At 45.0% G+C, this 26,676-nt stretch carries 18 protein-coding genes; 7 read left to right on the top strand and 11 right to left on the bottom strand.

The features are described 5' to 3' along the window. Positions 1-4: 4 nt before the first annotated feature. Complete coding sequence (locus MHH46_RS04510) at positions 5-1,945, bottom strand: NAD(P)/FAD-dependent oxidoreductase (RefSeq protein ID WP_076194389.1); 1,941 nt, start codon at positions 1,943-1,945, stop codon at positions 5-7. 121 nt (positions 1,946-2,066) lie between these two features. Here MHH46_RS04510 and MHH46_RS04505 point away from each other — a divergent pair, with 121 nt between their 5' ends. Beyond that, the gene (locus MHH46_RS04505; protein WP_076194388.1) at positions 2,067-3,341 is read left to right on the top strand and encodes a CdaR family transcriptional regulator; all 1,275 of its coding nucleotides are present in this window, start codon (positions 2,067-2,069) and stop codon (positions 3,339-3,341) included. An 87-nt stretch (positions 3,342-3,428) separates the two neighbouring features. Here the strand turns inward: MHH46_RS04505 and thrC are convergent, their stop codons facing one another. The 5 genes from thrC to MHH46_RS04480 form a co-directional block, all read right to left on the bottom strand. Further along, the gene (gene thrC, locus MHH46_RS04500) at positions 3,429-4,820 is read right to left on the bottom strand and encodes a threonine synthase (protein ID WP_076184992.1); all 1,392 of its coding nucleotides are present in this window, start codon (positions 4,818-4,820) and stop codon (positions 3,429-3,431) included. A 248-nt stretch (positions 4,821-5,068) separates the two neighbouring features. After that, positions 5,069-5,572, bottom strand: coding sequence for a CYTH domain-containing protein (locus MHH46_RS04495; protein ID WP_036680734.1), 504 nt, complete (start codon positions 5,570-5,572; stop codon positions 5,069-5,071). A gap of 1,679 nt (positions 5,573-7,251) precedes the next feature. Beyond that, on the bottom strand, positions 7,252-8,217 hold the full coding sequence (locus MHH46_RS04490) for an alpha/beta fold hydrolase (protein ID WP_076194460.1): 966 nt from the start codon (positions 8,215-8,217) through the stop codon (positions 7,252-7,254). A 333-nt stretch (positions 8,218-8,550) separates the two neighbouring features. Continuing rightward, positions 8,551-10,704, bottom strand: a complete 2,154-nt coding sequence (locus tag MHH46_RS04485) for an alpha-galactosidase (RefSeq protein ID WP_076194385.1) — start codon at positions 10,702-10,704, stop codon at positions 8,551-8,553. Between the two features lie 25 nt (positions 10,705-10,729). After that, positions 10,730-13,282 (bottom strand): glycosyl hydrolase 2 galactose-binding domain-containing protein, encoded by a 2,553-nt coding sequence (locus MHH46_RS04480; RefSeq protein ID WP_076194383.1) that lies wholly within the window; start codon positions 13,280-13,282, stop codon positions 10,730-10,732. A gap of 312 nt (positions 13,283-13,594) precedes the next feature. Here MHH46_RS04480 and MHH46_RS04475 point away from each other — a divergent pair, with 312 nt between their 5' ends. The 6 genes from MHH46_RS04475 to MHH46_RS04450 all read left to right on the top strand — a co-directional run bounded on the left by MHH46_RS04475 (position 13,595) and on the right by MHH46_RS04450 (position 20,914). Beyond that, on the top strand, positions 13,595-14,941 hold the full coding sequence (locus MHH46_RS04475; RefSeq protein ID WP_076194381.1) for an ABC transporter substrate-binding protein: 1,347 nt from the start codon (positions 13,595-13,597) through the stop codon (positions 14,939-14,941). Positions 14,942-15,048: 107 nt separating this feature from the next. Beyond that, positions 15,049-15,942: a carbohydrate ABC transporter permease gene (locus MHH46_RS04470; protein ID WP_076105422.1), complete on the top strand. Its 894-nt coding sequence runs from the start codon at positions 15,049-15,051 to the stop codon at positions 15,940-15,942. Positions 15,943-15,944: 2 nt separating this feature from the next. Continuing rightward, on the top strand, positions 15,945-16,778 hold the full coding sequence (locus MHH46_RS04465; protein ID WP_076130664.1) for a carbohydrate ABC transporter permease: 834 nt from the start codon (positions 15,945-15,947) through the stop codon (positions 16,776-16,778). 35 nt (positions 16,779-16,813) lie between these two features. Next, positions 16,814-18,646, top strand: coding sequence for a sensor histidine kinase (locus MHH46_RS04460; protein WP_076130665.1), 1,833 nt, complete (start codon positions 16,814-16,816; stop codon positions 18,644-18,646). Between the two features lie 17 nt (positions 18,647-18,663). Beyond that, on the top strand, positions 18,664-20,163 hold the full coding sequence (locus tag MHH46_RS04455; RefSeq protein ID WP_076194378.1) for a response regulator: 1,500 nt from the start codon (positions 18,664-18,666) through the stop codon (positions 20,161-20,163). Continuing rightward, the gene (locus MHH46_RS04450; RefSeq protein ID WP_081387266.1) at positions 20,135-20,914 is read left to right on the top strand and encodes a spermidine synthase; all 780 of its coding nucleotides are present in this window, start codon (positions 20,135-20,137) and stop codon (positions 20,912-20,914) included. Before MHH46_RS04455 ends, MHH46_RS04450 begins: the two co-directional genes overlap by 29 nt. 87 nt (positions 20,915-21,001) lie before the next feature. Here the strand turns inward: MHH46_RS04450 and MHH46_RS04445 are convergent, their stop codons facing one another. From MHH46_RS04445 to MHH46_RS04425, 5 genes are all read right to left on the bottom strand, one after another. Then, positions 21,002-21,889, bottom strand: a complete 888-nt coding sequence (locus tag MHH46_RS04445) for a sugar phosphate isomerase/epimerase (RefSeq protein ID WP_076194375.1) — start codon at positions 21,887-21,889, stop codon at positions 21,002-21,004. A gap of 36 nt (positions 21,890-21,925) precedes the next feature. Continuing rightward, positions 21,926-22,948, bottom strand: coding sequence for a LacI family DNA-binding transcriptional regulator (locus MHH46_RS04440; RefSeq protein ID WP_036686912.1), 1,023 nt, complete (start codon positions 22,946-22,948; stop codon positions 21,926-21,928). A 68-nt stretch (positions 22,949-23,016) separates the two neighbouring features. After that, positions 23,017-24,594, bottom strand: coding sequence for a DUF3502 domain-containing protein (locus tag MHH46_RS04435; RefSeq protein ID WP_076105428.1), 1,578 nt, complete (start codon positions 24,592-24,594; stop codon positions 23,017-23,019). An 80-nt stretch (positions 24,595-24,674) separates the two neighbouring features. After that, positions 24,675-25,571 carry a carbohydrate ABC transporter permease gene (locus MHH46_RS04430; RefSeq protein WP_076105429.1) on the bottom strand — a complete coding sequence of 299 codons (897 nt, stop codon included), beginning with the start codon at positions 25,569-25,571 and terminating at the stop codon, positions 24,675-24,677. 28 nt (positions 25,572-25,599) lie between these two features. Next, positions 25,600-26,544, bottom strand: coding sequence for a sugar ABC transporter permease (locus MHH46_RS04425; protein ID WP_305953532.1), 945 nt, complete (start codon positions 26,542-26,544; stop codon positions 25,600-25,602). Between the last annotated feature and the right edge of the window lie 132 nt (positions 26,545-26,676).

Here is a 26,676-nt window from a genome sequence, read left to right as displayed (position 1 = left end):
CCCTTTAGTTCAGCACAAAAGCCGTTTCGAATCCAGATTGAATGGCCTGTCCGATTCGGCCTGGCTTGCCTGCATCGCCGATCACCTTCACATTAGGCAGTACCTGCTTCAACTCATCAACAAATGAGCGATCGGGTGTAACACCAATGGATAATACAACAGCATCCGTCTTTTTCAGCGAAGTTTCCCCCGTGGACGTATTCTCAAGCACAATCGCGCCATCCTGCACTTCTACCAGCTTGGTTGATGCTAAGAGCTCCACGCCGTTCTTTTTCAGTCTAGTCACAATGTCGATCAGATTTGGCAGATAGGCATCTGGACCAACCCGCGGCTGCATTTCCACCACCGTGACCTGATTTCCCATATCGGCTAAATATTCAGCCGTTTCCAGCCCTGTCATGCCGGAGCCGATGACCACAGCCTGCTTGTTCTTAATCACAACTGACCCACTAAGTACGTCAACAACGGTGCAGACCGCTGCCTTCTTTACTCCCGGTATAACAGGCACTATAGGCTGTGCCCCAGCAGCAACAAATACCGCATAAGGGTTCAGTTGCTTCAGTTGTTCCAGCGTAGGTTTCGTAGAGAGACGGACATCAACATCCAGATCCTCTAACTGATGCTGCATATTATCAATAAACCAGTTGAGCTTCTCCTTCAATGGTGGCCGGCTTCCCAGCTCCACGCTGCCGCCTAGCACATCTCTGGCTTCGAACAATACAGGTTTAAAATCTCTGAGCGCCAGAATCCGTGCTGCTTCCATACCTGCTGGACCCCCGCCGATCACAGCTACTACTTTGCCATCGCCATCCTTGGTTGGTTCTGCAAATTCAAGCTCCCGGCCCACTCTGGCATTGACAGCACACTTGATTACCTTGCACTCCATCACTTCCTGAATACAGTACAGGCAAGAGATACAGGTTCTTATCTCTGCTTCTTTGCCTGCTGCCGCTTTGTTACCCCACTCCGGATCGGCCAGTTGGGCTCTTCCAAGGGCTACAAAATCCGTATTTCCTTCCTGTAGCAGACTCTCAGCAAATTCAGGCTTACGGATCACATCACAAGCAATCACTGGAATTTGCACCGCTTGCTTAATGGCTGCGGAGAGATGTTTTTTCCAGCCTTGCGGGTAGGATATCGGCTCAATGATTGTATTGGATGATTCATAAGTGCCGGAGCTTACATTTATGCAATCCACTCCGATGCTTTCCAGATGTTTCGCAGTCTGGATAGCCTCATCCAGTGTAATCCCGCCTGAGACAAATTCATCGCCGTCGATTCGCACCGATACAGGGAATCCTGCGCCACAGGTCTTTTTGATGCCAAGCACAATTTCGTTCAGGAATGACATTCTACCTTCCAGTGAACCGCCATATTTATCAGTTCTCAGATTGGTAAGTGGGCTCAGAAACTGTCCTACGAGATAGCCGTGGGCACCATGGATCTCCACACCATCAATACCTGCTGTTTTAGCTATATAAGCTCCGAACACAAATTTACGAACTAACTCTTCTACCTCTTCAGTAGACAGCTCCCGGGGCATTTCCCCAATCGCTGAAGACATCACTGCGCTAGGAGCAACAATTTGTTTGCCTCCAATAAGCCGTCCGTGATTTTGCCGGCCCGGATGCTGGAGCTGAAGGAATATTTTGCTGTCATGACGATGCACAGCTCTTGCCAGTTTCTCCAGACGCGGCACAAACAGCAAGTCACTTGCATTCAGCTGGTTCGGTGTACCTACTCCGGTCTCATTATCCACACGCGTAATTTCCGTAATGATTAGACCACAGCCACCTGCGGCACGTTCCTCATAAAAAGCAATCATTTCATCCGATGCTTCACCACTGGCCGCAGCCAGTGACGTTCCCATAGCCGGCAATACAATTCTATTCTTAAGTTCAAGGCGTCCAATTTTACCTGCTGCAAACAGTTTTTCATATTTCATCTGCTTAGCACCTCCACCTTTAGTTTAAGGCGTCCAATACTTTGTGAATATATTTACAAGCACCAAAAATCACTTCTTTATAGTGCATATTGCACTATTATTGAAACAGGGGGCGATATGAATGGATGTTTCCTTAAATGAGCAAGTATCAGGTAAAATCGAAATGGAGCATTATACCGCATCTTTGTTTACTGCATACATTTCAGGTGCAGGCCTTTCAGCTATCGTACAGACAGCTGCCGAGCTACTGCAGAATCCCGTCATTGTATTTGATTGCAGCTTCAAAATTGTAGCTCACTCTGACCTTTCCGATATCGACGATTACATATGGAGTGATAATATCCGCAAAGGTTATTGCTCTTACGACTTCATTGCGGCTGTGAGCAAAATGAACAGTGTCCAGCGTGGGAAACAAAGCGATGAATCTTATGAGGTAACCTGCGAGGAAACATCAAACTCCAAACTGATCTCCAAAATAAAAGTAGCCGGCAAACAAATCGGCAATGTATTGCTTCTAGGATGCACAAATCCTTTTCGCGCCAGAGATAACGAGCTGCTGTCCATCACCGCTACCATACTTGCCGAAGAGATGGGCAAAAATAGCTACTATCGCAACGCCAAAAATATAAAAGTTGAAGATTTTATCTGCGCATTGCTAGAGGAACAGCTTCAGGACAACCGGATTATTCAGGACAGGATGCGGAGTGCAGGACTAAAGTTCGGGAATCAGCTGCTTGTGCTGCTGTTCGATCTTACCTGGTATGAAGGTTCAGGCCGTTATGATGATTATTTAAGAGAACGTTTGCAACAGCTTTTTCCGGGCAGTCCTTCCACCTATTATGACGGGCAGATTGTAATGATCCATGATGGAAATCTCTCCAAAGAGCTTGTAAATAAGCAGCTGCAGGAATTTCTAGCCCAAACCGGCATCTCGCTTGGCATCAGCAATATGTTCACTAATCTTACGCAATGTAGGAGACACTATCTTCACTCCCGAAACGCTATTCGGATCGGTACCATTCTCAGCCCGCAGCAGCAGCTGACTTACTATTCAGATATCCAGCTCTATGAGATGCTCTCTGCTGATGTTGTGTTTAACGAGGATAATAACTACTACCATCCAGAGCTGCTCAAGCTTCAAGAATACGATACTGTGCACCAGTCCAATCTATATCATACCTTTTACGTTTATCTCAAAAATAACCGGAACATGCAGATTACCTCAGACGAGCTGTACATTCACCGGAATACACTCAGATATAAGCTCGATCTTATCAGCAGACTGCTGGACACCGACTTTACCGATTCTGAAAAAATGCTGTCGTACTATGTCTCTTACAAGGTCGCTGCTTTTTGTGAAAAAGCTAGGGAGCAGACCCGTACGCCGCAACGTTAATGTTAGAAGCTACTATAAACACACAAACAGCCCCCGTTCTTATCCCAAGAACGGGGGCTGTGCTGTGAAGTAGAACAGTATATGATATTACAATCCGTAAAAAGCTTGCAGCTGACGCACGATTTCATCCTTGTCATGATCCACTACGGTTTGATGTTGTGGCATCTCGAACAATGCTTTAATCTGTGCCGGGAATTCCTGCTTAATATCAATCAAAGTAATTGCCTCATCGAACTTAGCTGGATGTGCAGTCGCAAAGGTAATGCCAATCTCATCCGGGCCATTAAAAGCTTCGTAAGCCGCGATTCCACATGCTGTATGTGGATCAAGCAGGTAGCCGTGTTCTTTTTGATACTTAGCGATCGTATTCAAGCATTGATCATTCTTAACACCCAGCGCTGCAAAATCCTTCTGCACCTGCTGAAGCGCCTCGCCTTCAACCGTAATCTTGCCTTCGGTTTGCAGCTTGGACATATACGCGGATAACTTCTCAGAATCCTCGCCTACCAGATAATACAGATACCGTTCGAAATTACTTGCCACTTGGATGTCCATCGAAGGGCTGTAAGTGCTTGTGAAATTACCTGGTTTGTATTCGCCAGTATTCACGAAACGCTCCAAAATATTATTTTCATTCGTAGCAATGATTAGCTTGTTAATAGGAAGCCCCATTTGCTTAGCCAAATAACCCGAGAAAATATTACCGAAGTTACCGGAAGGCACGCTGATATTAATCTTCTTCTCGTTGCTGCCATCGACATGCAGATATGCATAGAAATAATAAACAGTCTGCGCCAGAATCCGCACAAAGTTAATGGAATTAATTGCACGCAGATGATACCGACCTTTAAAGTCCAGATCTGCGAACAGATCCTTAATCACCTTCTGGCAATCATCAAAGTTACCATGAACAGACAGATTCAGTACATTGCTGTCGTCCACCGTAGTCATCTGCAGCTCCTGCACTTTACTTACCTTGCCATGTGGATGGAGAATACAGATCTTGATGCCTTCTTTGCCGCGTACACCTTGAATGGCCGCCGCTCCAGTATCCCCAGAGGTTGCACCGAGGATGTGGATGATTTTGTTTTGTTTTTTGGAAATATATGAATACAACTCACCCATAAACTGCAGCGCTACATCCTTGAAAGCAAAAGTAGGCCCATGGAACAATTCAAGGACATATAAAGAATCATCCACTTGGTGTATAGGCGTTACTTCAGGTGTGCGGAAATTGGCATAACTGGTGTTGACCATTTCCTGCAAATCCTCGTAAGGAATCTCATCATTGGTGTAATAGGCAACAATCTTCAGGAACAACTCCTGATAGCTGAGACTTCTCCACTCTTCCAACGTTGCTGCTGAAACCACTGGAATCTCGGATGGAACCATCAGCCCACCGTCGTCCGCAAGTCCCATCAACACCGTATCAATAAAACCTTTAGGTTCCACATTACCTCTTGTGCTTATAAACTTCATGCTCATCCTCCTGAACCCCTCGTTAATATATGACAAGAATATATGATAAGAAGAAACAACGTTGTCGTCCAATATAGAAGACAACTGTTTCTCGCAGAAATATAAGGCTATTATAGTTGCACCACTTATAAATTCTTATAATTAACTATAAGTTTCACCCTAAACGTTATCCTTAAGCTAGTTAGGGATGATAAAGCTATTTCTGCTTGTTTTCCCTATATACTACCACGTTTACGCGCTAAAGTCCGTTAATTCTTTGTCTTATTTTGCAGCTCTCTCCAGACCGTTTTGTTGCTGTACTGCCGTTCTGTACTAACATCTTTACCGAACCATTCCGGCTCTTTAAAGCTTTCCGCTTCCTCCAGAGATTCAAATTCAACCTCCAATACGGACAATTTCAGCTGGGAATATACGTCGATCTCAACCGTTGTGCCATTCCACACCGCTGTAATTCGCTCTTTGACCAAAGCTACCGCATTTACCGCTTCGATCATCTGATTATATAAACCCTCTGAGATAAAATATTCGATCTCTTCGCGTTTGATCCCTTTGCCATCCTTAAACGTATGCGTGTAGGTTACCTCACCTGAGTCCAGATCCGTAATTTTACGCACACGAAGCTCTTGACCACCATCTATTGCCAGATATGTCTGATCGATATTATGACGGGTAACAATCTTCAATTCTCCCTTTTGAATCAGCTGCTCCGGAAATTCCGGCAGCAGAAACTTGCGTTCGATCTCCAAAGCCATGATGTTTCGCTCCTCTTCGTGTCATATATTTTTATATTAATAATCATCATAGGGGTGTGACAAACCCAAGTCAATGTGGATTATAGGGAAATAGGACATGCTCTAGCTTAAAAAAGGCTACCGTGGTGTTCTTTGTGGGATTTATGGAGGTTGTGGAAAGATAGGGCTCACCATAGATTACTGGAAACTACGGATAATTAGCGAGTCAGCCGGCGATCATTGGAAAGCACCATTCGATGAGTTGCTCCGTGTGCCACTGGTGAGGCTCCCCCATTCGATTAATTGGTTCCGCTCCACTGGTCGCACTCATTCGATTAGTTGGTTACTCGCCACTGGTCGTACTTACCCATTCGATTAGTTGGTCACGCTCCACGGGTCGTACTTACCCATTCGATTAGTTGGTCACGCTCCACGGGTCGTACTCACCCATTCGATTAGTTGGTTACTCGCCACTGGTCGTACTCACCCATTCGATTAGTTGGTCACGCTCCACGGGTCGTACTCACCCATTTACTTACGGACCGTATAGCCACTATTTGCGAAAAAAACGCATATTTGAGATGGTATCGGACTCAGGTGCAGCTATTTACTCCAAAACACCCCATATGGTCGCGATAATTAGCCAATAACGTCGCTGGTGTCCGAAAGTAGCCTCAATTGCCTCTTTTCTAGCAAATAAGGACTTCTGAGTCCGATCCGGAGCAGGGTACCTAGGAACCTAGCAGCAACCAAGGGAACTCTCCATCATATGCAGTCAGCCCCTTCTCATTCTTATCACCGACCAAACCCTAAAGATTAGACCATCGTTAACTGGTGGAACCCCCTCATACTCCCTCATACTTTCTCATACTTTCTCATACTTTCTCATACTCTCTCATACCACCCCTACTCCCTATTTACTTACGGACCGTATAGCCTCTATTCGCGAAAAAAACGCATATTTGAGATGCTATCGGACTCAGGTGCAGCTATTTACTCCAAAACACCCCATATGGTCGCGATAATTAGCCAATAACGTCGCTGGGGTCCGAAAGTAACCTCAATTGCCTCTTTTCTAGCAAATAAGGACTCCTGAGTCCGATCCGAAGCAGGGTACCTAGGAACCTAGCAGCAACCAAGGGAACTCTCCATCATATGTAGTCGGCGCCTTCTCATTCTTATCCCAGACCAGACCATAATGATTGGAGCATCGTTAACTGGTGGAACCCCATCATACTACCTCATACTCCCTCATACTTTCTCATACTTTCTCATACTTTCTCATACTCTCTCATACCACCCCTACTCCCCATTCACTTACGGACCGTATAGCCACTATTTGCGAAAAAAACGCATATTTGAGATGGTATCGGACTCAGGTCCAGCTATTTACTCCAAAACACCCCATATGGTCGCGATAATTAGCCAATAACGTCGCTGGGGTCCGAAAGTAACCTCAATTGCCTCTTTTCTAGCAAATAAGGACTCCTGAGTCCGATCCAAGCAGGGTACCTAGGAACCTAGCAGCAACCAAGGGACTCTCCATTAAATGTAGCCGACGCCTTCTCATTCTTATCCCAGACCAAACCTAAAGATTAGACCATCGTTACTGGTGGCACTCCCCCATATCTTACGGACTAATAAAAAACCGAACGAAAATCAGAGGAAATCCTGAAATCCGGTCGGCTCGACGGCAGCACTTATTTTATTTCTTTCATAAATGCCTGAAAGTCTTTTACGATTTCTTTTGCTTTAGTGCGATATAAATAATGTCCCTCTTCAAACTTCACTATTTTTCCATGCACAGAGTCCTTGATTTGCTTTTCATGCTCTGGTATCCATCTATCCGTTGCTGGTTGATTCGCTTGTATAAAGAAAATAAGAGGAAGATTTTTAGGAAATGTTAAGCTTTCAGCTGATTTAAAATTAGAATACATCATTCCAGCTTCATTTAATTGGGTGGGATTAAATATGTTTTTGCGATTGATCAGTCTCATTTGTTCTTTTGTTTTATCATCAAATGGTAGTTCAGCAATTGGGTCAGCACTAAATTTCATTTGCAATCTGATTAAACCTGATTTTTTGAGCAGATTTATAGCTCTTAATTCCGAAGCTTCGATCTTCCTCTCGCTTATCGATGGAACACTACTATCAAGCCCGACAAATGCACTCACTTCATTTTCATACTTGTTAACATAATCTAGTCCATATATGCCTGAAATAGAGTGGCCCATTAGAATATAACGGTCAATATTAAGAGCCTGTAAAGCTTCATGAATTTCACTTACAATATTCTCTGTGCTGCGCTCCTTTTTGGTCAGATCACTTAATCCATACCCAAAAGGCTCAATCATGACAACTTTGTAAAACGGCGACAGTTCATCTATTAATGCTTTAAAATCAAGAGCTGGCGCTGCTGTGCCATAACCCGGTAGTAGCACGACTGTTTCTTCACCTTTTCCTTGAATATAAACATTCATGTTTTTCCCATCTACGGGTACTAACTGACCATAGGGTTCTATTTTATTTTGTTCCGATTTATTGCTGATCAAATTAACTGTATAGACAATAGCGAGAAAAAGCACGATTGCGATGATTATTGCTCCTACTACTTTAAGTAGTATGTTTAGTATTTTACTTGTTCTCGTGCCCGCCTTCATTTTCATTTTTTCTTTTATTTCCACTCGTATCTTCTCCTGTCATCAGCTGTGTTTTGGACTACCATAACTAACTGCTAAGCTAAGATTAACCAATGAAGATGTACTCTCTATGACCTCAATATGAACGGAATATGAACATGCAAAAAAGCTATAGCGTCATGCACAAGGGTAGCTGCACAGGATGCCATAACAGGAGGAATATATGTGTGGAGGTGGATACGATCAAGGCTGCCTTGCCATCCGCAGCTTCAGCTGATTCAGCTGATTCAAATTCATCTTTGAACAAAAAAAGCAAACCACGAGCTAGGCTCATGGCTTGCTGATGACTTGCAATAAACTCTATTCCTGCACCTTCAATTTATAACATCCGCTAACAAAATCCTGCTGGATATCCGGCAGAGCCAGTCCAGCCTGCATTAACCGATCACCACCGTAAACCTCACCACTTGCCTCCAGAATGTAATCCAGCTGCGGATTTAAACCATTCAGCTTCAGGCTAAGGCGGGGCGGGTGCGGCACAGCCATTACCCGGAAGTAATAAACTAATGCCTCTCGCTGATCATCGGACACGAACATCCATGCTGTCTCATTGCCCTCAAACGGGCTTTGCTGCCGGTACAGATTCCCTTGCTGCACAAGACTGCGGATTTGTTTATAGTTCGCAACCTGCTCCTTCACAAGTTCCTTCTCTTCGTCTGTAAACTTCGTAAGATCCAGCTCATAACCGAAATTACCGGACATAGCTACATCTCCACGAAAAGACAGCGGGGTGATCCGTCCTACCTGATGATTCGGCACGGCAGACACATGCGCGCCTATCGAACTAACCGGATACACCAGACTTGTTCCATACTGAATCTTCAGTCGTTCCACAGCATCTGTATCGTCACTGGTCCAGGTCTGCGGCATGTAATGCAGCATGCCTGGGTCGAAGCGGCCACCACCACTACAGCAGCTCTCGAACAGGATATGCGGAAACTCTGAAGTTATTCGCTCCAATAGCTCATACAGACCAAGCACATAACGATGAGCGGTTTCCCCTTGGCGTTCAGAAGGTAACTCTGCAGAGCCAATCTCCGTTAAACAACGGTTCATATCCCATTTCACATAACTAATGGGCACGGTCGAGAAAATCCGGGACAGTGACTCATAAATGTACTGACGTACATCCTCCCGAGTATAGTCCAGCACCAATTGCCAGCGGGCTTCGCTACGGCGGCGTCCCGGCACATGCAGACACCAGTCGGGATGCTTACGATAGAGCTCGCTGTCTGGCGAGATCATCTCCGGCTCGAACCAGAGGCCAAACTGCAAGCCTAGATTGTTCACACGCTGCGCTACATCAGACAATCCGCCTGGAAGCTTGCGCAGATCCTCTACCCAGTCTCCGAGAGAGGAGTTATCTGCATCTCTTTTGCCAAACCAGCCGTCGTCCAGTACGAATAGCTCTATCCCGAGTTTCGCTCCTTCCGCCGCAATCGACTCCAATTTATCCGCATCGAAGTTGAAATAGGTGGCTTCCCAATTGTTGACCAGAATGGGCCGTTCCTTATCTCTATATAACCCTCTGCATAAACGGGTCCGGTACAGGCGATGATAGGTTCTCGACATTTCCCCGATCCCCTTGGAAGAATACACCATCACTACCTCTGGGGTCTGAAATTGTTCTCCCGGCTCCAGCAGCCAGGAGAAATCAAATGAATTCAGCCCCATCGTAAACCGGGTCATCCCGAAGGAGTCGACCTCTGCCTCAGCTTCAAAGCCTCCACTATATACAAGACTGAAGCCGTAGGCCTCTCCATGATTTTCATCCGTTTCAGGTTTCACCAGCGCTGCAAATGGATTTAACTGGTGGCTGCTCATCCCTCTGCGGCTCCCAATGGTCGTACCCCCTTGCACCAGACGTCTACGGGTCAGATTACCTTCCCTTGACCAAGCTCCTGCCAAATAGATCATATCCATATCGCCAGACGAGAAATCGACACTAGCACTCAGTGCACGCTGCAATCGCAGCTGTGTTTCCCCCGCATTGGTGAACTCCACAGAGCGGGTGATTACGTTGGTATGTTCAAAAACCGTATAGCGCAAATTAACACTCAGCTTGGCGTAATCATCCTTAAGTGTAAGCTCCAACGTCTGTGCTTCTTGCGCAGACTCAACATATACAGATGGCAGACCTGGCAGTGAGGGTTTACCCTCAACTACCCGGTACCCGCTGTATTTCAGCTCTGTAATACGAGTGCCGTCTTCGAGCCGAACTTGATAAGCAGGTGTTCTGAAATCTCCCGTGCCGTATTGGGGATATTCCTGCGGGAGCCGGTCGAGACCCGTATTTCCTCCCAGATTCAACAGCCCTTCCAAATTGCTGCCACTACGCAGCTTCTTGCCCCAATACACATGTGCCGGATAATCATTAACAAGCTGAAGAATATAACTCATCCCTGCGCTCTGTAAATGGAATAATCCCTTATCTTCCTGAACTAAAATCCCCATGTGCCAGTCCTTCTCTCCTTAGGATTTACAGCAAATCTTCGCTCACAAAATCAACCATCGATTGAACCTTTAGCCCTTTAGGTGCGGCAGGAATCCAGTCTCTTCCATCGTTCCCGCGTTGTGAGAACTCTATCGTCTTGGTCTGACCTGGGAGAAGGTCAAAATAATTGTCAGAGAATATTCCTTCCTCTTCCGAAGTCAGGTATACACCTCTAGCCAATACATCACTGGTCACGGTGAAGCTTAATCCACTGCTCTCTGGAGTTTCCAGCACGGTAATTACTGAGCGCTGCAATGGAATTTCTTTTTCCGGAGTAAAATAATGCAGCTTGTGATCTATCACCTGGCCATCCGCCTGCAAGCCAATTCCAAGCAATACATCACCCACCCCTTGACCTTCTAGCAGCTCTGCCACAGGAGACGAGAATACGATAGCAGCAGAATCAGCTCCCAGCTCAACGGGATGTGCCCACTCTCGCAGCACCGAACCGTTAAACTGATACAAAGTAAGCACCAACTCAGCGCTCACTGCTGTTCTTAAATCAGATACGACATGAACGTCTACCTTCTCACGGTCTGTACCGTCGATAGACAACAGAACATCTTGGAAGCTTGAACGCACGGTATATTGCAGGGCTTTCCAGCGCCCGTTATAATCCATGCCCGCCCAAGAAGCCACCGGCCAGCAATCATTCATCTGCCAGTATAAAGTGCCCATACAATAAGGTTTATTTCTTCTATGGCTTTCAATCGCGATTCGGATCGCTTCGGCCTGCAGGATTTGACTCATATATAAAAAAGCTTTGAAGTCCTTTGGCTGCGGCAGATACATATCCATATATTCTTTGATCAGCAGATTACCGCGACCATTCTTCTGATGCGCCAGCATCACCTCTGAGGTAAGCTCCAAATCCTGCTCTTCTGCATAGCTCATTACCGTTTTTAGTTCCGGGAACGACTGGAAGCCATATTCACTCATGAAGCGGCCAACCTTTGTATTATAGTTCTCAAAAGGCTCGATTCCGTGCCACACGCCCCAGTAATGCACATCCCCTTCGCCCACAATCCGTGTCGCATGCTGATTAATATCGCCAGTCAGCTCCCGCAGCGGCGAAGACGGCCAATAGTCCACTCCCGGATGGAACGCGGCTACAGCCTCCGGCAGAATACGGTGGAAGATTTTAATATAATCGGCCCACATTGTCGTTCTTTGCTCAGCGCCGAGTTTTTCTTTCCAGCCCCAGCCCATATTTTCCTCGAACTGTGACCAGGCCGAATCAATCTCGTTGTTGCCACACCATAAGGCGATGCAGGGATGATTGCGCAATCTTTTGACGTTATATTCGGCTTCTTTTTTCACATTTTCTAGGAACGCCTCGTCCCCGGGATACATACTGCAAGCGAACATAAAGTCCTGCCAGACCAGCAATCCGTATTCATCACAGAGCTGATAAAAAATATCTTCTTCATATATACCGCCGCCCCAAACGCGCAGCATATTCATATTCGATTCTACTGCCGTGGCAATTTCATGCCGATACCGCTCCTCGGTTACTTCTGTGGTGAAGCTGTCATTTGGAATATGATTGGCACCTTTGACGAAGACGGAAACTCCATTCAGTGCAAAAGAAAACGAAGCTCCTTTGGCATCACGCTCCCGAATCAATTCAATACTGCGGAGTCCGGTTTTTACACTTTTGCTAACCTCTACTTCCGCATCTTGTATCAATTCTGCCTGGAATGTATATAAATGAGGCTCTCCGAGCCCTCTGCACCACCAGAGCTGTGGCTCGGATATAACAATATTCATCTCTAATTGCTGCATGCCTTCTTCTAAAGTAACCGCTTGCATCCACTCCAAACCATCGGCACTTATTCGCAGCATTCCCCGCCAAGCAGCAGGAGCATCCACTTCAACAATTGCGGTCAGGCGAGCTTCTTCCTTAGCAATCACATTTTGACGGATATAGAGGTCTGTAATTTGAACGGTGTCACGTCCCACCAGAGCTGCCGCACGCCATATTCCACTGGTCAAGAAACGCGGGCCCCAATCCCAGCCGTAATGATAAGGTGCTTTGCGCGCAAAAATACTAATCCGTTGTTCATCTAATCCCCCAAGCTCGGATTGATCATTCGAGGCAGGCAGCGCGTAACCCAGCTTCGCTAATTTCGGTAAATCTTCCTTAACCACAGAGCGGAACTTCACCCGTATATTATTTTCTCCAGTCTTTAACTGATCTTTGACATCCACTTTCCATGCCAGAAACATATTATCAGCAGCGAGCACATGTACATTATTCACGTACACATCTGCATAAGTATCCAGTCCCTCAAAAACTAGCTCCGTACAAGCAAGCTCCTGCCACTCTTCCCCCAACTGCAACGAGGTTTGATATTCCCAGTCCTTCTTATCGATCCACTGTAGATCATGTTCATTTGTTCCATAAAAGGGGTCTGAAATCTTCCCGTTCTTTAGTAAATCCGTATGGACTGTACCTGGCACAGTCGCCGGAAGCCACTCCTCATCACCACAGCCTCTAAATTCCCACTTCGCAAGATTCATATGCAAATGTTTCATAATACCTCCTAAAAGTTTTGTAAGCATAGACTTCTCTGAATGACTTCGCGCAAAACTCGCTTCGGAAGCAGATGCCTAAAGTTTTGTAAGCATAGACTTCTCAAAAATAGCATAAGACTTCAATTAATTCATTGAACCCTTTTGATATTCTTTGTATTTTGTTATCTGATTGTTAGGTACATGCTAATTATAAACGCAGAAACAAAACAAATAAAGACAATAAATAATAATACAATACATTTATTAACGGCTTCGATAAAGCTATAATGTTCATGTAAACGCTAACAATAAAAACGAAAAGGGGATTAAGCTATGAGAAATAAGTTATTTTCGTTATCCTTTGTTATGATTATGGTCTTATCTTCAACACTTGCTGGCTGTGGTTCGAATAATGACAACACCACGAATAACGGTGCTGCCGCAACTGAAAAGCCCGCAGCAACTAACGCAGAGAATACCGGCGGTGACACGAATGCAACTGCCGAACCTGCAGCAGGAGCTGATATCAGCGGCAAAATCACCTTCCTAACTAACAGAACAGATATGATCGGCAAAGAATATGACGAATATTTAAAGCGCTTTAATGAAAAATACCCGAACATTAAAGTCGAATTCGAAGCTTCCCAAACCGACTATAACCAACAGGCTAAAGTCAGAATGGCCAGCGGCGAGCTTCCAGACGTTATGTTTATTCCTTCCATCCCTAACTCCGACCTGCCAAAATATTTTGCTTCACTGGATGATCTCGGCTTGAACGATCAGATCACCTTTAAAGACTTCAAATCCTTTGATGGTAAGCTTTACGGAATTACTACAGGGAACTCTACTTCCGGTATTGTTTATAACAAAACAGCATTCACTGATGCCGGCATCACCGAAACGCCTAAGACTTGGGATGAATTCCTGGCTGCCTGCGAGAAGCTGAAAGCAAAAGGTGTTATTCCAATGTCCTCTAACTTTAAAGACAAATGGCCACTTGGTACTTGGGCTTATGACACACCACGCTTAATTGAAGGCAATCCTGATTTTCCAAATGCTAAGCTGAGCTCTGAAACACCGTTCACTATAGACAACGGTTATGGCAAAGCTTTCAGCCTACTTAGAGAGCTCAATGAAAAAGGCTATCTGGAAAAAGACATCAACTCCACCAACTGGGAGCAATCGAAAAAGGACATAGCTTCCGGCAAATTCGCCATGTACTATCTTGGCAACTGGGTTATTAACCAAGTCATCGGAGCAGGCGCTTCTTCAGACAATGTTGGCTTCTTCCCATTCCCTTATGACAATTCGGGTAAACCATCCGCTACCCTTAGCCCTGACTTCTTCTATGCCGTTGCCAAAAACAGCAAAAATTTAGAGGCAGCTAAAGCCTTCGTAAAATGGATGATTGAAGATTCAGGTTATGAGGATTTCGCCGGCTTTATCTCTCCATTAAAAGGCAAGGAATCCAATCTGACTCAGCTGAAAGAATTCCAAGCTACCGGAGTAGAACTGGTAGAAGGAACTGTTGACGATGCAAAGGTTACAGAAATCGGCAACAAGGCACAACTGGATCTCCCTGCTGTTGTACAGGAATTTGTACTTGCCAAAGATCCACAAACCGTATTAGACAAGTGGAATAAAGCTTGGGCTAAAGCCAAGAAGGACCTCGGTTATTAATTTGAGCTTTTGATTCGAAGTACACTACGGAGCAAAATGGATTATTGCTTTTACGGATAATCCATTTTGCCTTTCCATACCACGTTTTTATGAAAGAAGGGCTAGCGATGTTCGGAACACTTTCCTATAACAAACAGAAGACGATTATCATTGTATCCTTCCTCACGATTCCTTTGTTGCTGCTCGCAACATTCACGTATTATCCGGCACTCAAGCTGATTTATTACAGCTTTACGAATTGGGATGGCTATAGCCCTGAGAAGCCTTGGGTCGGTCTCGATAATTACCGCGAAGTCTTCTCCAACCCCGATATTTTCAAGGTATTTACCCATAACTTTGCTTATTTCGCGATGGGAATTCTCCAGAATATCGTCGCTATTTATTTTGCGATTGTGCTCAATAGTAAGTTGAAAGGAAAAAATGCATTTCGAATCTTATTGTTCCTCCCTTACATTATGAACGGTGTCGCCGTCGCCTTTATGTTTGGTTATGTCTTTGACACCACCAATGGCTCTCTGAATATGTTCCTGAATAGCATCGGTCTTACCGGACTAGGACAGACCAGTTGGCTTGGAACAGAAGGACTGGTTAACTATTCTCTGGCGTCCACAGGATTTTGGCGTTTCATGGGTTATAACATGGTAATCTACATCGCCTCCTTGCAGGCCATTCCAAACGATATCTATGAGGCCTCAAAGATCGATGGTGCCGGACCTTTTCAAACACTTTGGAGAATTACTTTACCGAATATGAAGCCAGTCATCCAGCTTAACTTATTTCTTACCGTCACAGGGGCACTGGAAGTATTCGATCTCCCCTTCGTGTTGACCAAGGGCGGCCCCGCAGGCGCCAGCGAAACATACGTACAAAAAGTTGTAGATACTGCATTTGCTTACAATAATTACGGCCTCGCTTCTGCCATGAGTATTATTTTGCTTTTCTTTGTCGTCATCGTACTGTTAGTACAGCAACTAGTTCTAAGCCGGGGAGGGGACAAATAGATATGACATACTCCAAATTTCGCTTCACAGATGTTATTAAATACTTCTCGCTGCTTATCGGCGTATTTGTTGTACTCTTTCCTCCGTATGTGGTCATCGTCAATGCCTTTAAATCCACTGACGAATTTAACAGCAGCAGCTCCATGGCACTGCCAAAAAGCTTTTTGAATTTCGATAATTTCACTGCCGTTTTCCAGCGTGGGGGTCTACTTAACGGATTTGGTAATGTGTTAATCATTATAGCTATTACTTTAATTCTGAACATTCTGTTCGGCACTATGGTAGCATTTGTATTGGGACGCTTCTCTTTCAAATTGAAACCCGTAGTCTTTGGTGCATATCTAGTAGCCACCATTATTCCTAGTATCACGACACAAGTAGCGACTTTTGGTATCATCAAAAGCATGGGGCTTTACAATACACTTGGCGCCCCGATCGTGCTTTATATTGGAGCGGATGTAATTCAAATTATTTTATATCTGCAATTTATCCGTAATATTCCCGTGGATCTCGATGAAAGTGCGATGGTAGAAGGTGCCTCTCTGTTCAGAATCTATCGGTCGATTATTTTCCCTTTACTTACGCCAGCTACGGCTACTTTGATTATTCTGAAAACCATTAGCATTTACAATGACATGTACATCCCTTACCTCTACATGCCGAAACAAAGCCTTGGTGTAGTTACGACGATCCTAATGCGTTTTCAAGGGGTCAATTCGGGGGAATGGAATTTAATCTGTGCGGCTATTCTGCTTATCCTGCTGCCAACAGTAATTCTATATTTCTTCCTGCAGCGTTACATCTTTGAAGGCGTAACCAGTGGAGCGGTCAAATAAGGTAGGTAGCTTATTACAGGAAAGGAACAACGCAAATGCTATCATACATCCGGTTAACTTTACGCAAAATGTGGTTGTTCCTTGCCAATCTACCGATGGAGCGCAAGCTGATCGTTATCTTTGTCTTTCTGATCTCTCTGCCGATCACTTATGTAAGTTATCTATCGTCCCGCTCCATGTTCAACTCGGTTCTTGTGAATGCGACTGACGGTGCGGGTCAAATGACATCGAATGCTTCAGATACCATCGACCGATATATTGCCGACCTCAAAAGATATACAGCCCTGCCGCTGTATAACACCGATGTGCAAGTCTACCTGACACAGCAAAATACCGACTGGGAAAAAAATACGGGCATGGCGATGTTCCTTAGCTATTTGAATCATACTAAGGAAGAGATCATTGCCGTGTATTTGGTGGATCAGTACGGTTCTGTCTTTTATGATAAAGACGCTGGAATTAATGAACTGTATCCAGAGGAACGATTAGCCAAATGGAGAACCATGAGTGAAGATGCCGGAGCAGCGCCTGTCATTCAGGGCAGACATACGATCCGCACCAACTCGAATGTCCATAAAGAGGTCTTTAGTGTTCTGCGTACGATTAACTCTGTAAGCACATTACAGAATATAGGAATTCTCGTTTTCGATGTAGACATCAATCTGTTTAAGGGCATTATCGATCCCGTAAATGCAGTTACGCAAGGAAACACGTTCATTGTAGATAACAATGGAGATCTGATTTATGCCAGTGAAGATTCCGCGGTTCCGAATCTGGCTGCCGATACACAAACTCTGAATACAAAGCTGTTGCTGCAGCAAGTAAATCAGCAGCAGGATCATTTTCAAATAGACTTGAATGGCCAGTCTTATCTTGCAGTGTATACCGTCTCGAAACAGACCGGGTGGACCACTATGGTTACGATTCCTTTAACACGTATCCTGTCCCCTGTACAAAAGAATCGTAATACGCTTATCTTGACCACACTGATTATCATTGCTTTTGCACTTTTTGTTGCGACTATAATTTCCCATGCCCTGACCAAACCCCTTAAATCCTTGGTCCGCTTAATGAAACGAGTGCAGCATGGTAATCTGGATGTCTGGCAGCATTCCAAATATAATGATGAGATTGGGATGCTGGGCAGTCATTTTAATCGGATGATCATAAGGATCAAAGATCTGTTACAAGAAGTGTCTATCACGGAGAAACGGAAGCAAAAGGCTGATATGCGGGCGCTTCAAAACCAGATTAATCCCCATTTTATTTATAATACGCTGGAATCCATCCGCATGCTTGCAGAGAGCAATGATGATCCACGTGTGGCGAAGCTAACCTATTTACTTGGGCTTCAAATGCGTTACAGCATTGTCCGAAACGAAGAGGCTGTTACAATTAGACAAGAGCTGGATCATGTGAGAAATTATTATCAGCTGTTGGAAATCCGATTCCCAGACAAGTTCAGACTTAACATCGACGTGCCGGACGAATTCCTTCATCTTCCTGTTATTAAGCTTGTCTTTCAACCGATCGTAGAAAATGCTGTCTTTCACGGTTTGGATCAAAAGGTAGGACCGGGCACCTTGAGCATCACCGCATGGAGCGAGCATGGAGATGCCGTATTCTGTGTAGAAGATGATGGGATCGGTATGGATGAAGCCACCCTTCGTTCCTTAAACAATAGTCTGCAGACTGGAACGGACAATGAAAGGTTCGGGATTGGACTACGAAATGTAAATGAAAGAATTCGCCTGCATTACGGCAGTTCGTTTGGTCTGCTTGTTGAGAGTGAGCTTGGAATCGGCACTCGTGTTACCCTGCGCATTGCGGATATTAACGCTAAATTCAGTGAAGATGAATTTATTTAGGAGAGGGGCTGCTCAGATTGCTGCGTATTGCGATTGTGGATGATGAGATCTTAATCCGCGAAGGACTGGCCCGAATGATCAGTAAAGAAAGCGCCGAATTTCTGGTCATCGGCACCTACTCCGACGGAAAACATCTATTAGATAAGTTAAGCACACTTCAACTTGATGTTGTGATTACAGATATTCGTATGCCGCAAATCAATGGCTTGGAGCTGATTAAACAGTTAAAAGCCACCCATCCGCAGATCTACTCTATTCTAATGAGTGGATTTGTTGAATTTAATTATGCCCGAGAAGCCATCCGCAGCTCAGCTGTAGACTATTTATTAAAACCAATTAATAAAGAGCAGCTGTTCGAGCTGCTTTATCGGCTAGACAAAGAACGGCAGCTCGCGCGCGACAAGGAAGAACGCCACCGTTCCGGGCTTTTATTGACAGTCTTACATATCGAAGAGCCCTCTTCCCCTCTCCTATTATCCAGCCTTACCTTGCCCCAGCCTTATTTCTCGGTCTTTGTCCTCAAAGGGAGCGCCAGAGAAACCGTCTGCTCCTGCGCAGACAGTCTGCGGCAAGAGAAGGCGTTGAGCTTCGACAGCTTGGAGATTCAAAAAGGACTCTACGTCTGGATTGTATATTCTGCTGAGCCGCTGTCAGACAACGATTTAAAAGATATCGGTGACATTATGCGGATATCTGCACACGGAAAGATCCTACATGTAGGTACCAGCGGTTGTTATAATGAGGTATCCAAGCTTAGACAGGCATACCTAGATGCTAAACAAGCCTGCAACATGGGCATATATAATCCGGAGCCTGTACATTACGCGAATATTCAGAACATTCAACAGCCGGAGATGAACCTCCTGGATCACTTTAATACAATTAGAGAACCGCTGATCCATAACCTGCAGATTCTGAATGTGACAGGCGTCTTAGAATGGATTCATGACCTGTTCTCAGTGCTGAAAGCACAACAAGCCGGTCCTGACCAAATTCTCCGGGTCTGTCGCTGGGTTGAAGAAACTGCACAAAAGGAACTGCAAGAATTCGAGGCCCGCAATAAAAGTGTTCCCGACCTCAGGTTGGACGACAGAATCGCGTCCAGTATGAGCTTTTGCGACATTGAGGAGATGTTTACCGCTCATTTCACAAACATTCTGACCGAAATCAGAACCCATCGTCTGGAGATGTCCGGCACAGCCATAGAAACCATAAAACGCTGGATATCCGCTAACTATAATCAGCATGCGGATCTGAACACTTTGGCGAATATGGTTTTTTTGACTCCAAGCTATTTAAGCAAGCTGTTCAAGCAAGAGACCGGACTTACACTGACGGACTACATCACGGAAATTCGGCTGCGCAAAGCCAAACATCTACTCAAGAATGCTCCGGACCTGAAGGTTCACGAGATTGGGGCAGAGGTTGGATATGGCGATCCTGCCTACTTCAACAAGCTTTTTAAACGTGTTGTCGGGGTTACACCCAATGAATATAAACGAATTAGTATTGTATAAGGAGATCGATCACTTGCATTCAGAGCTTCAAAGAAATAGCGAAAATCATGAAATAACCGTCTACGACACAACAGAACTATATGGTGAAAAAGGCTCCTTCCGTGTTATGCAGTTCTCGAATCATGCCACTCAAGGTGCGATGGATCTTAATGACCCGCAACGAATTCTCTTTGAATATCCGCGGGCCATCATTCACTTCATGGAGTTCAACCTCCCTTCTTTTGAGGATGTTTTTCTTATTGGGCATGGAATTGGAACAATTGCCGGACATTTTCCGGACAAAAGATTTAAAGTAGCCGAGCTAGACAAACAAGTAGTCGAATTAAGCCGCCGCTGCTTTGGATATAGTCAAGATAACGTAGTGATCGGTGACGGACGTCAGATCCTTGAAGGCGAAGCCCCGCAGGTATATGATTACATCATTTTGGATGCCTTTACTGCCGCTGGTACACCAAGGCATTTGATCTCCCGTGAATTTTTCAGTATTACCCGTTCGAAGTTGAACACAAGCGGATATATTCTCATGAATCTAATGGGAAAAGGTGAACATGACCCGCTGATCAACGCGATTTATACAACGCTAGCCGAAGAGTACGCCTATATCAGAGCCTTTTCCCTGCCTTCAGAAGGGGCCGCCGATATCCAAAATATCATTATGGTTGGCGGCAGCACCCCTATCCGCTTTCAAGCCCGCCATTTGGCTGGCTTCAAAGAAATACAGCTGGGACAAGGATATCTGATTCAGGATTAAATCAGGATTAACTATAAAAAATGACCTCATCCTCCACTTCACTGTGGATTTCGAGGTCATTTTTGGGTTGTTTTCATACGGCACCATTTAAACCGGATTAGGCACAAAGCTGCCACCACGGCAATATTTCAAGTAATTCAATGCATGCACCTGGCCGGTCATTTCCAGCTCATCACGATACACTGGATCATGCCAGCCTTCGATATCAATCGTACCTTTATAACCCGCTTGGCGCAGGATGGTGATTACATCTACCCAATTGGTATCCCCGAAGCCAGGGGTCCGGTCCCATACATAAGGTTTGGGGCCATGAATACCGTATTCCTTGACGATGTCCCAAGCGATGGTCGCATCCTTGCCATGCACATGGAATACTTTATCCATCCATTTGCGCAGCTGCGGAAGCGGATCAATCAATGCGATCATCTGGTGGCAAGGCTCCCATTCCAATCCCAGATTATCCGCCGGAACGGCATTGAACATCTTCTCCCAGGCCGAAGGATTGTGAGCGATGTTCCACTCTCCGCTCTGCCAGTTTCCGCCCATAGCGCAATTCTCAAAAGCAATCCGCAGGCCACGATCTGCCGCTCTCTTCGCCAGTTCTCCGAACACCTCTGTAAACTTCGGGATGGACTCATCAATGGACAAGCCTGGCAATCGGCCAGTGAAGCCGCCTATAATATCTGTGCCAAATAAATGTGCATGATCAATCAGCCGCTCCCAGCTTGCCAACGTGTCGGCATTGTCGCCGCTGCCTGCGAGCGGATTGCCATAGATGCCCACAGAAGAGATGACAAAATCATGTTCAGCAGCTAACTCCCTCAGTCGTGCAGCCGTTTCTATCAAATCGGTTTCGCCGGTGGTCTGCCAAAAGTTCAGATTAAATGATTCAAATCCATGCCCCACAATTTGTGGAATGACCTTAACGGCTTCTCCACCACGTACAATCGTACCTATTCTCAGTGTATCTTGCATTTCGGTTCCACTCCAATAAAGGTTTATAGTGTGATCTTAACGAGGTTTAATCATCTTGCAGGAACCACGCTTGAGCAATACCGCATCATAGACAATATGCTGATGGTTTGAACGTCCGGAAATGAGATCAAACAGAACACCTACACTGGATAAGGCCATTTCCGTACCCGGCTGGCTGATTGTATCAAGAGAAGGATGATAATATTCAGCCATCTCGATCCCGTCAAAGCCAATGATCGAAATATCATCAGGGATAGATAACCCCGCGGTAAGCACCGCTTTGGCAGCACCGATGGCAATCGTGTCGGAAGCGGCAAATATAGCTGTAATTCCCTTATTCTTGTTGAGCAGTCTCCGCGCAGCATTAAATCCCGAGCTGGGACTGTATTCACAATCCTCAACCAACCCTGAATCATAGGGCAGACCCTGCTCTTCGAGTGCTTTTTTGTAGCCTAAATACCGCCGGTTGCCCGTGGTTTCATCCAATAATGGAGACTTGGCTAAAAAGCCGATATTCGTATGACCTAATGAGATCAAATAATTGGTAGCCTTATAGGCTTCCTTCGTTTCATTGATAATAACGCTGGAAAAAATAAGCGGGTTCACCTCCTGCGTTGAGGTGATCGTTGTCAGCACAAACGGAACCGTCAGCTGTTTGAACTTCTCTTCAGAATGATCATAGGTTCCACCCATGAAGATAATCCCACACAGATTCTTCTCCTTCACCAGTTGAATTGCAGCATTGATTTCATCGGTCCCATCCTCTACTTGCTGGATAAGAAACGGGTAGCCCCGCAGATTGACCTGCCGTTCAATTTCTCTGATCATATTAGAGAAAAAAGGATTGGTAATCCCCTTGACCATAAGTGCAATGTTCTTAGATTGTGTAGTTTTCAAATTCCGCGCGTTGGAATTGGGAATATAATTGTATTCCTTAACCACACTCATCACTTTCTCACGTGTAGACTTGCTCACCGGTCCCTTGTTATTGATTACCCTGGAGACCGTCGAGATGCCCACACCGGAAATCCGCGCGATATCCTTGATATTTACATCCACTTTACTCCCCCATTTATGGGTAAAGGAGCTATATCGAATTATAGCTCCCTTACACCCCTTAACTTTCTTTAGTTGACAGGAACAAACGCAGCCAATTGCTTCTCTACTTCGGCAATGACCTTGTCAACTCCTGCTTTTTTCAGCTGATCGCGGTACTCTGCAACAGCTGCTTTTGGATCTTTGCTTGTTTTACCAAGCATCAATTGAATACCAAGCTGTGAATTCACGTTGGAAATCGAAGCAATTTCAGTTGTAACATTGGTTGGATCAAAGCTGAAGCCATTGTAAGGATCATCGATAGCCACTTTATCCCATTCTGCGAATAAGGAGTTACGGATTGGGTTTTCTGTATCCGTAGGAACTACGAATTTGTCATTACGAAGTGACCAAGCAGCGAAACCTCCGCCGTCCGTTTTATCGTTGAAGCCTGCAGGCTGCTTTTTAACACCATTTTCCATCACATATTGTTTGCCTTCAATACCGTTTTGGATGAGGTTGTAGTAGCTTTCATCGGTCATGAACTTCTCGATCACCATCAGAGCGCGCTCTGGATTAGCTGAGTTCGTGCTGATTACAGTCGAGTTGTCAACGCCCATCTTACGTTTGATCTTCTTATTAGCTTCCGCAAAAGTAAAGAAGTAAGGATCTGATTCCGGTTGCGCCTTCAAATCCGCACCGTATTGGCCGATCCAGTCCTGAGCATGAGTCAAATAACCTGCGGAGTTAGCTGCTCTGAAGTTATCCTTGCTGCCTAGGGTTGCAGACAGCACATCTTTACTCCAGTAACCCTTATCCGCCCATTCACGCATCTTCACAGCCCAATCTTCAAATTCCTGAGTGAAAGCTGGATGGAAGACGGTCTTGTAGTCCTCTGGACTTTTGGTCACAAGATTCAGCTCATTCAAAGATATACCAGGAGCGTTAAGCCACATCCCTGTAGTATCTACGAGCATTCTGAACATATTGGCTGCATCTTCTGCCTTGCCGTTAATTGGTGGGAAGGACTCATTAGCAACCACATTATCCATGTATTTAACCATATCATCAATGGAAGTGATTTTGTCCATTCCATATTTCTTCAGCAAGTCAGAACGATAGGCATAACCGGCAGGTGTGTATTCGCTATAAAGACTTGGTACACCATAAATTTTGCCTTTGTATTTTGTATTCTCCCACACACTTTCCGGGATTTCCGCTTTTAGCTTAGGAGCAACTTTATCCAGCATATCTGTAAGGTCCACTAGAGCGCCTTCACTAGCCAATGTGAAATAAGACACTGGAGCTCCGGGAGATGCATGCGACATATCAAATTCTTCGCCTGAAGCAAATAGCAGCGGGTACTTAGTAGCGATATCCGGCCAGTCAATATACTTCACTTCAATCGTAGCGTTTAGATCAGCCTTGAGCTTCTTGTTAATCTCAGCGAGGATTTCTTTATTTTTAACTCCTTCGCTGCCCCACAGGTAGTACACCAGCTTAGCTTCCTTGGAAGTATCCACTCCGCCTGCATTGGCTGAAGCCTCTGGAGCTTTCGTGGCTGCCGGATCATTACTCGGCTCATTGTTGTTCTTGGATGTGCAGGCTGTCAGTGCTCCAGTAAGCATGAGGACAGCAATTAAAGAAGACGCGATCTTTTTACCTTTCATTTAGGTAAGCCTCCCTTTTCTCTTCTATTTATGAAACTTTCATTTATAATAAACGCTCTTCGAAAAGAAGATTGCGTCCATTAACCCTTTACAGCCCCGATGGTGAGGCCTGTTACGAAATAACGCTGTACAAATGGATACAGGAGAATAATCGGTCCAGTGGCCAGCACAGCTGTAGCCATCTTGATGGATTGCGTCGGAAGATCAGCAGTATTGATGACCGCTCCCGAGTTGATTAGCGCTCCTAAGTTCGTCTGATTGACCATTCGCTGCAAAAAGTATTGGAGCGGATATTTCGTCGGACTGTCAATATACAACATCCCGTTATACCACTCATTCCAAAAGCCTAGTGCTGAGAAAAGTCCAATAGTAGCCAAGGATGGAACCGCCAGCGGAATAAATATCCGCCAATAGATGCGAAAGTCACCAGCACCGTCAATGGTAGCGGATTCATATAAGGAATCCGGAATCGCCTTCATGAAATTACGCATCAGGAAGATGGACCATGCACCAACTACACCCGGAAGAATCATGGCGAATAAGCTGTCCTTCATATGCAGGTGCTTAACCATCAGGATGTATGTCGGAATCAAGCCGCCACTGAATAGTGTTGTAAAGTAAATCAAGAAGGAAAAGAAGTTGCGGTACTTGAAATCCTTACGGTTGAGCACGAATCCGGCCATCGACATCATAAACAGTCCGAGTACCGTACCCACTACGGTGATGAAGATAGTTACCTGATAAGCATTCACCAGCTGAGTAGAGTTGTTGAATAGCATCTCGTAAGCCTTAAAGGAAAATGCCTTCGGCAGCAGCTTGTAGCCTTCACGAACAATTTCCTGCTCGTTCATGAACGATGAGGAGATCATCAACGCGAAGGGAAATAAACAGAATAGCGCAAAGATAGCGATACAGATATAACTGACTGCTTTTATGAGAATGCTTCCGGAATCCTGTTTGATTGTACTCTTTTCCATATTTATCACCCCTGTTTCGTGTCTAGTCTTAGAACAAAGCGCTGTCCGGTTCTACCTTGCGTACAATAAAGTTAACTACAAGCACCAGGATCAGACCGAATAAGGATTGGTAGAAGCCCACTGCGGCACCCATAGAGAAGTTGAATTGTCCCACCAGTGAACGGAAGACATAGGTATCGATGATATCTGTCTGCGGATACAGTACAGAGTTCGTACCGATCAGATTATAGAAAAGGTCAAAGGATCCCTTGAGAATTCCACCCATACCGAACAGTAGAAGCAGAATAAAGGTTGGCTTCAGAATCGGCAAGGTCATATAACGGATTCGCTGCCAGGTAGTCGCTCCATCCATATAAGCAGCCTCGTACAGATCATGATTAATCCCTGTGATCGTTGCCAGATAAACAATCATTCCATATCCGGTACCCGCCCAGATCTTGAAAGCCACAATAATATATTTCCAGATGCCCGGATCGGAATAGAACTCGTAACGGTCTAGCCCCATTCCAGTTAACATCGTATTGATAAACCCGGAATTGAAATTGAATATATTGTAGGCAAACACACCGACGATAACCATGGAGATGAAATTCGGTAACAGGATAACGGATTGTGATATTTTTTTGAACCACTTGCCTGAGATCTCAGACAACATAATGGCAAATACTATTTGAATGATATTACCTAAAGCCAGGAAGACGATATTATAGAGCAGCGTATTCTTGGTAATATTCCATAGATCCCCATTTTGAACCAGAAACTCAAAGTTCTTAAGGCCGATAAAGTTACTTCCAAAAATCCCCTTATTGAGCTTGTAATCTACAAATGCGACGTAAGCTCCAGGCATTACAGCATAGTGAAAGATAACGAAATATACGATTACAGGCAGCAACATTAGAAAAAGAACTTTGTTCTTAATGACTTCCCGAACAATGTTTCCACCCACAAGCTTCAGTCTCGCCAAAGTGCCCACCTCCAATTTGAAAGATGCATTCAGTCACATGCATAAATTACCTTCCTTTCTTGTCCAGCAGCCAGAATAAAAACAGTTTGCCCAACCTTCATAAAAAAGTGTATCGAGCGTTGTAGAAACGTTTCCAGTGTT

The organism is Paenibacillus sp. FSL H8-0175 (assembly GCF_045040615.1).
GTDB classification, from domain to species: domain Bacteria; phylum Bacillota; class Bacilli; order Paenibacillales; family Paenibacillaceae; genus Paenibacillus_AQ; species Paenibacillus_AQ odorifer.
This window is presented reverse-complemented; position numbering and strand designations above follow the sequence as displayed.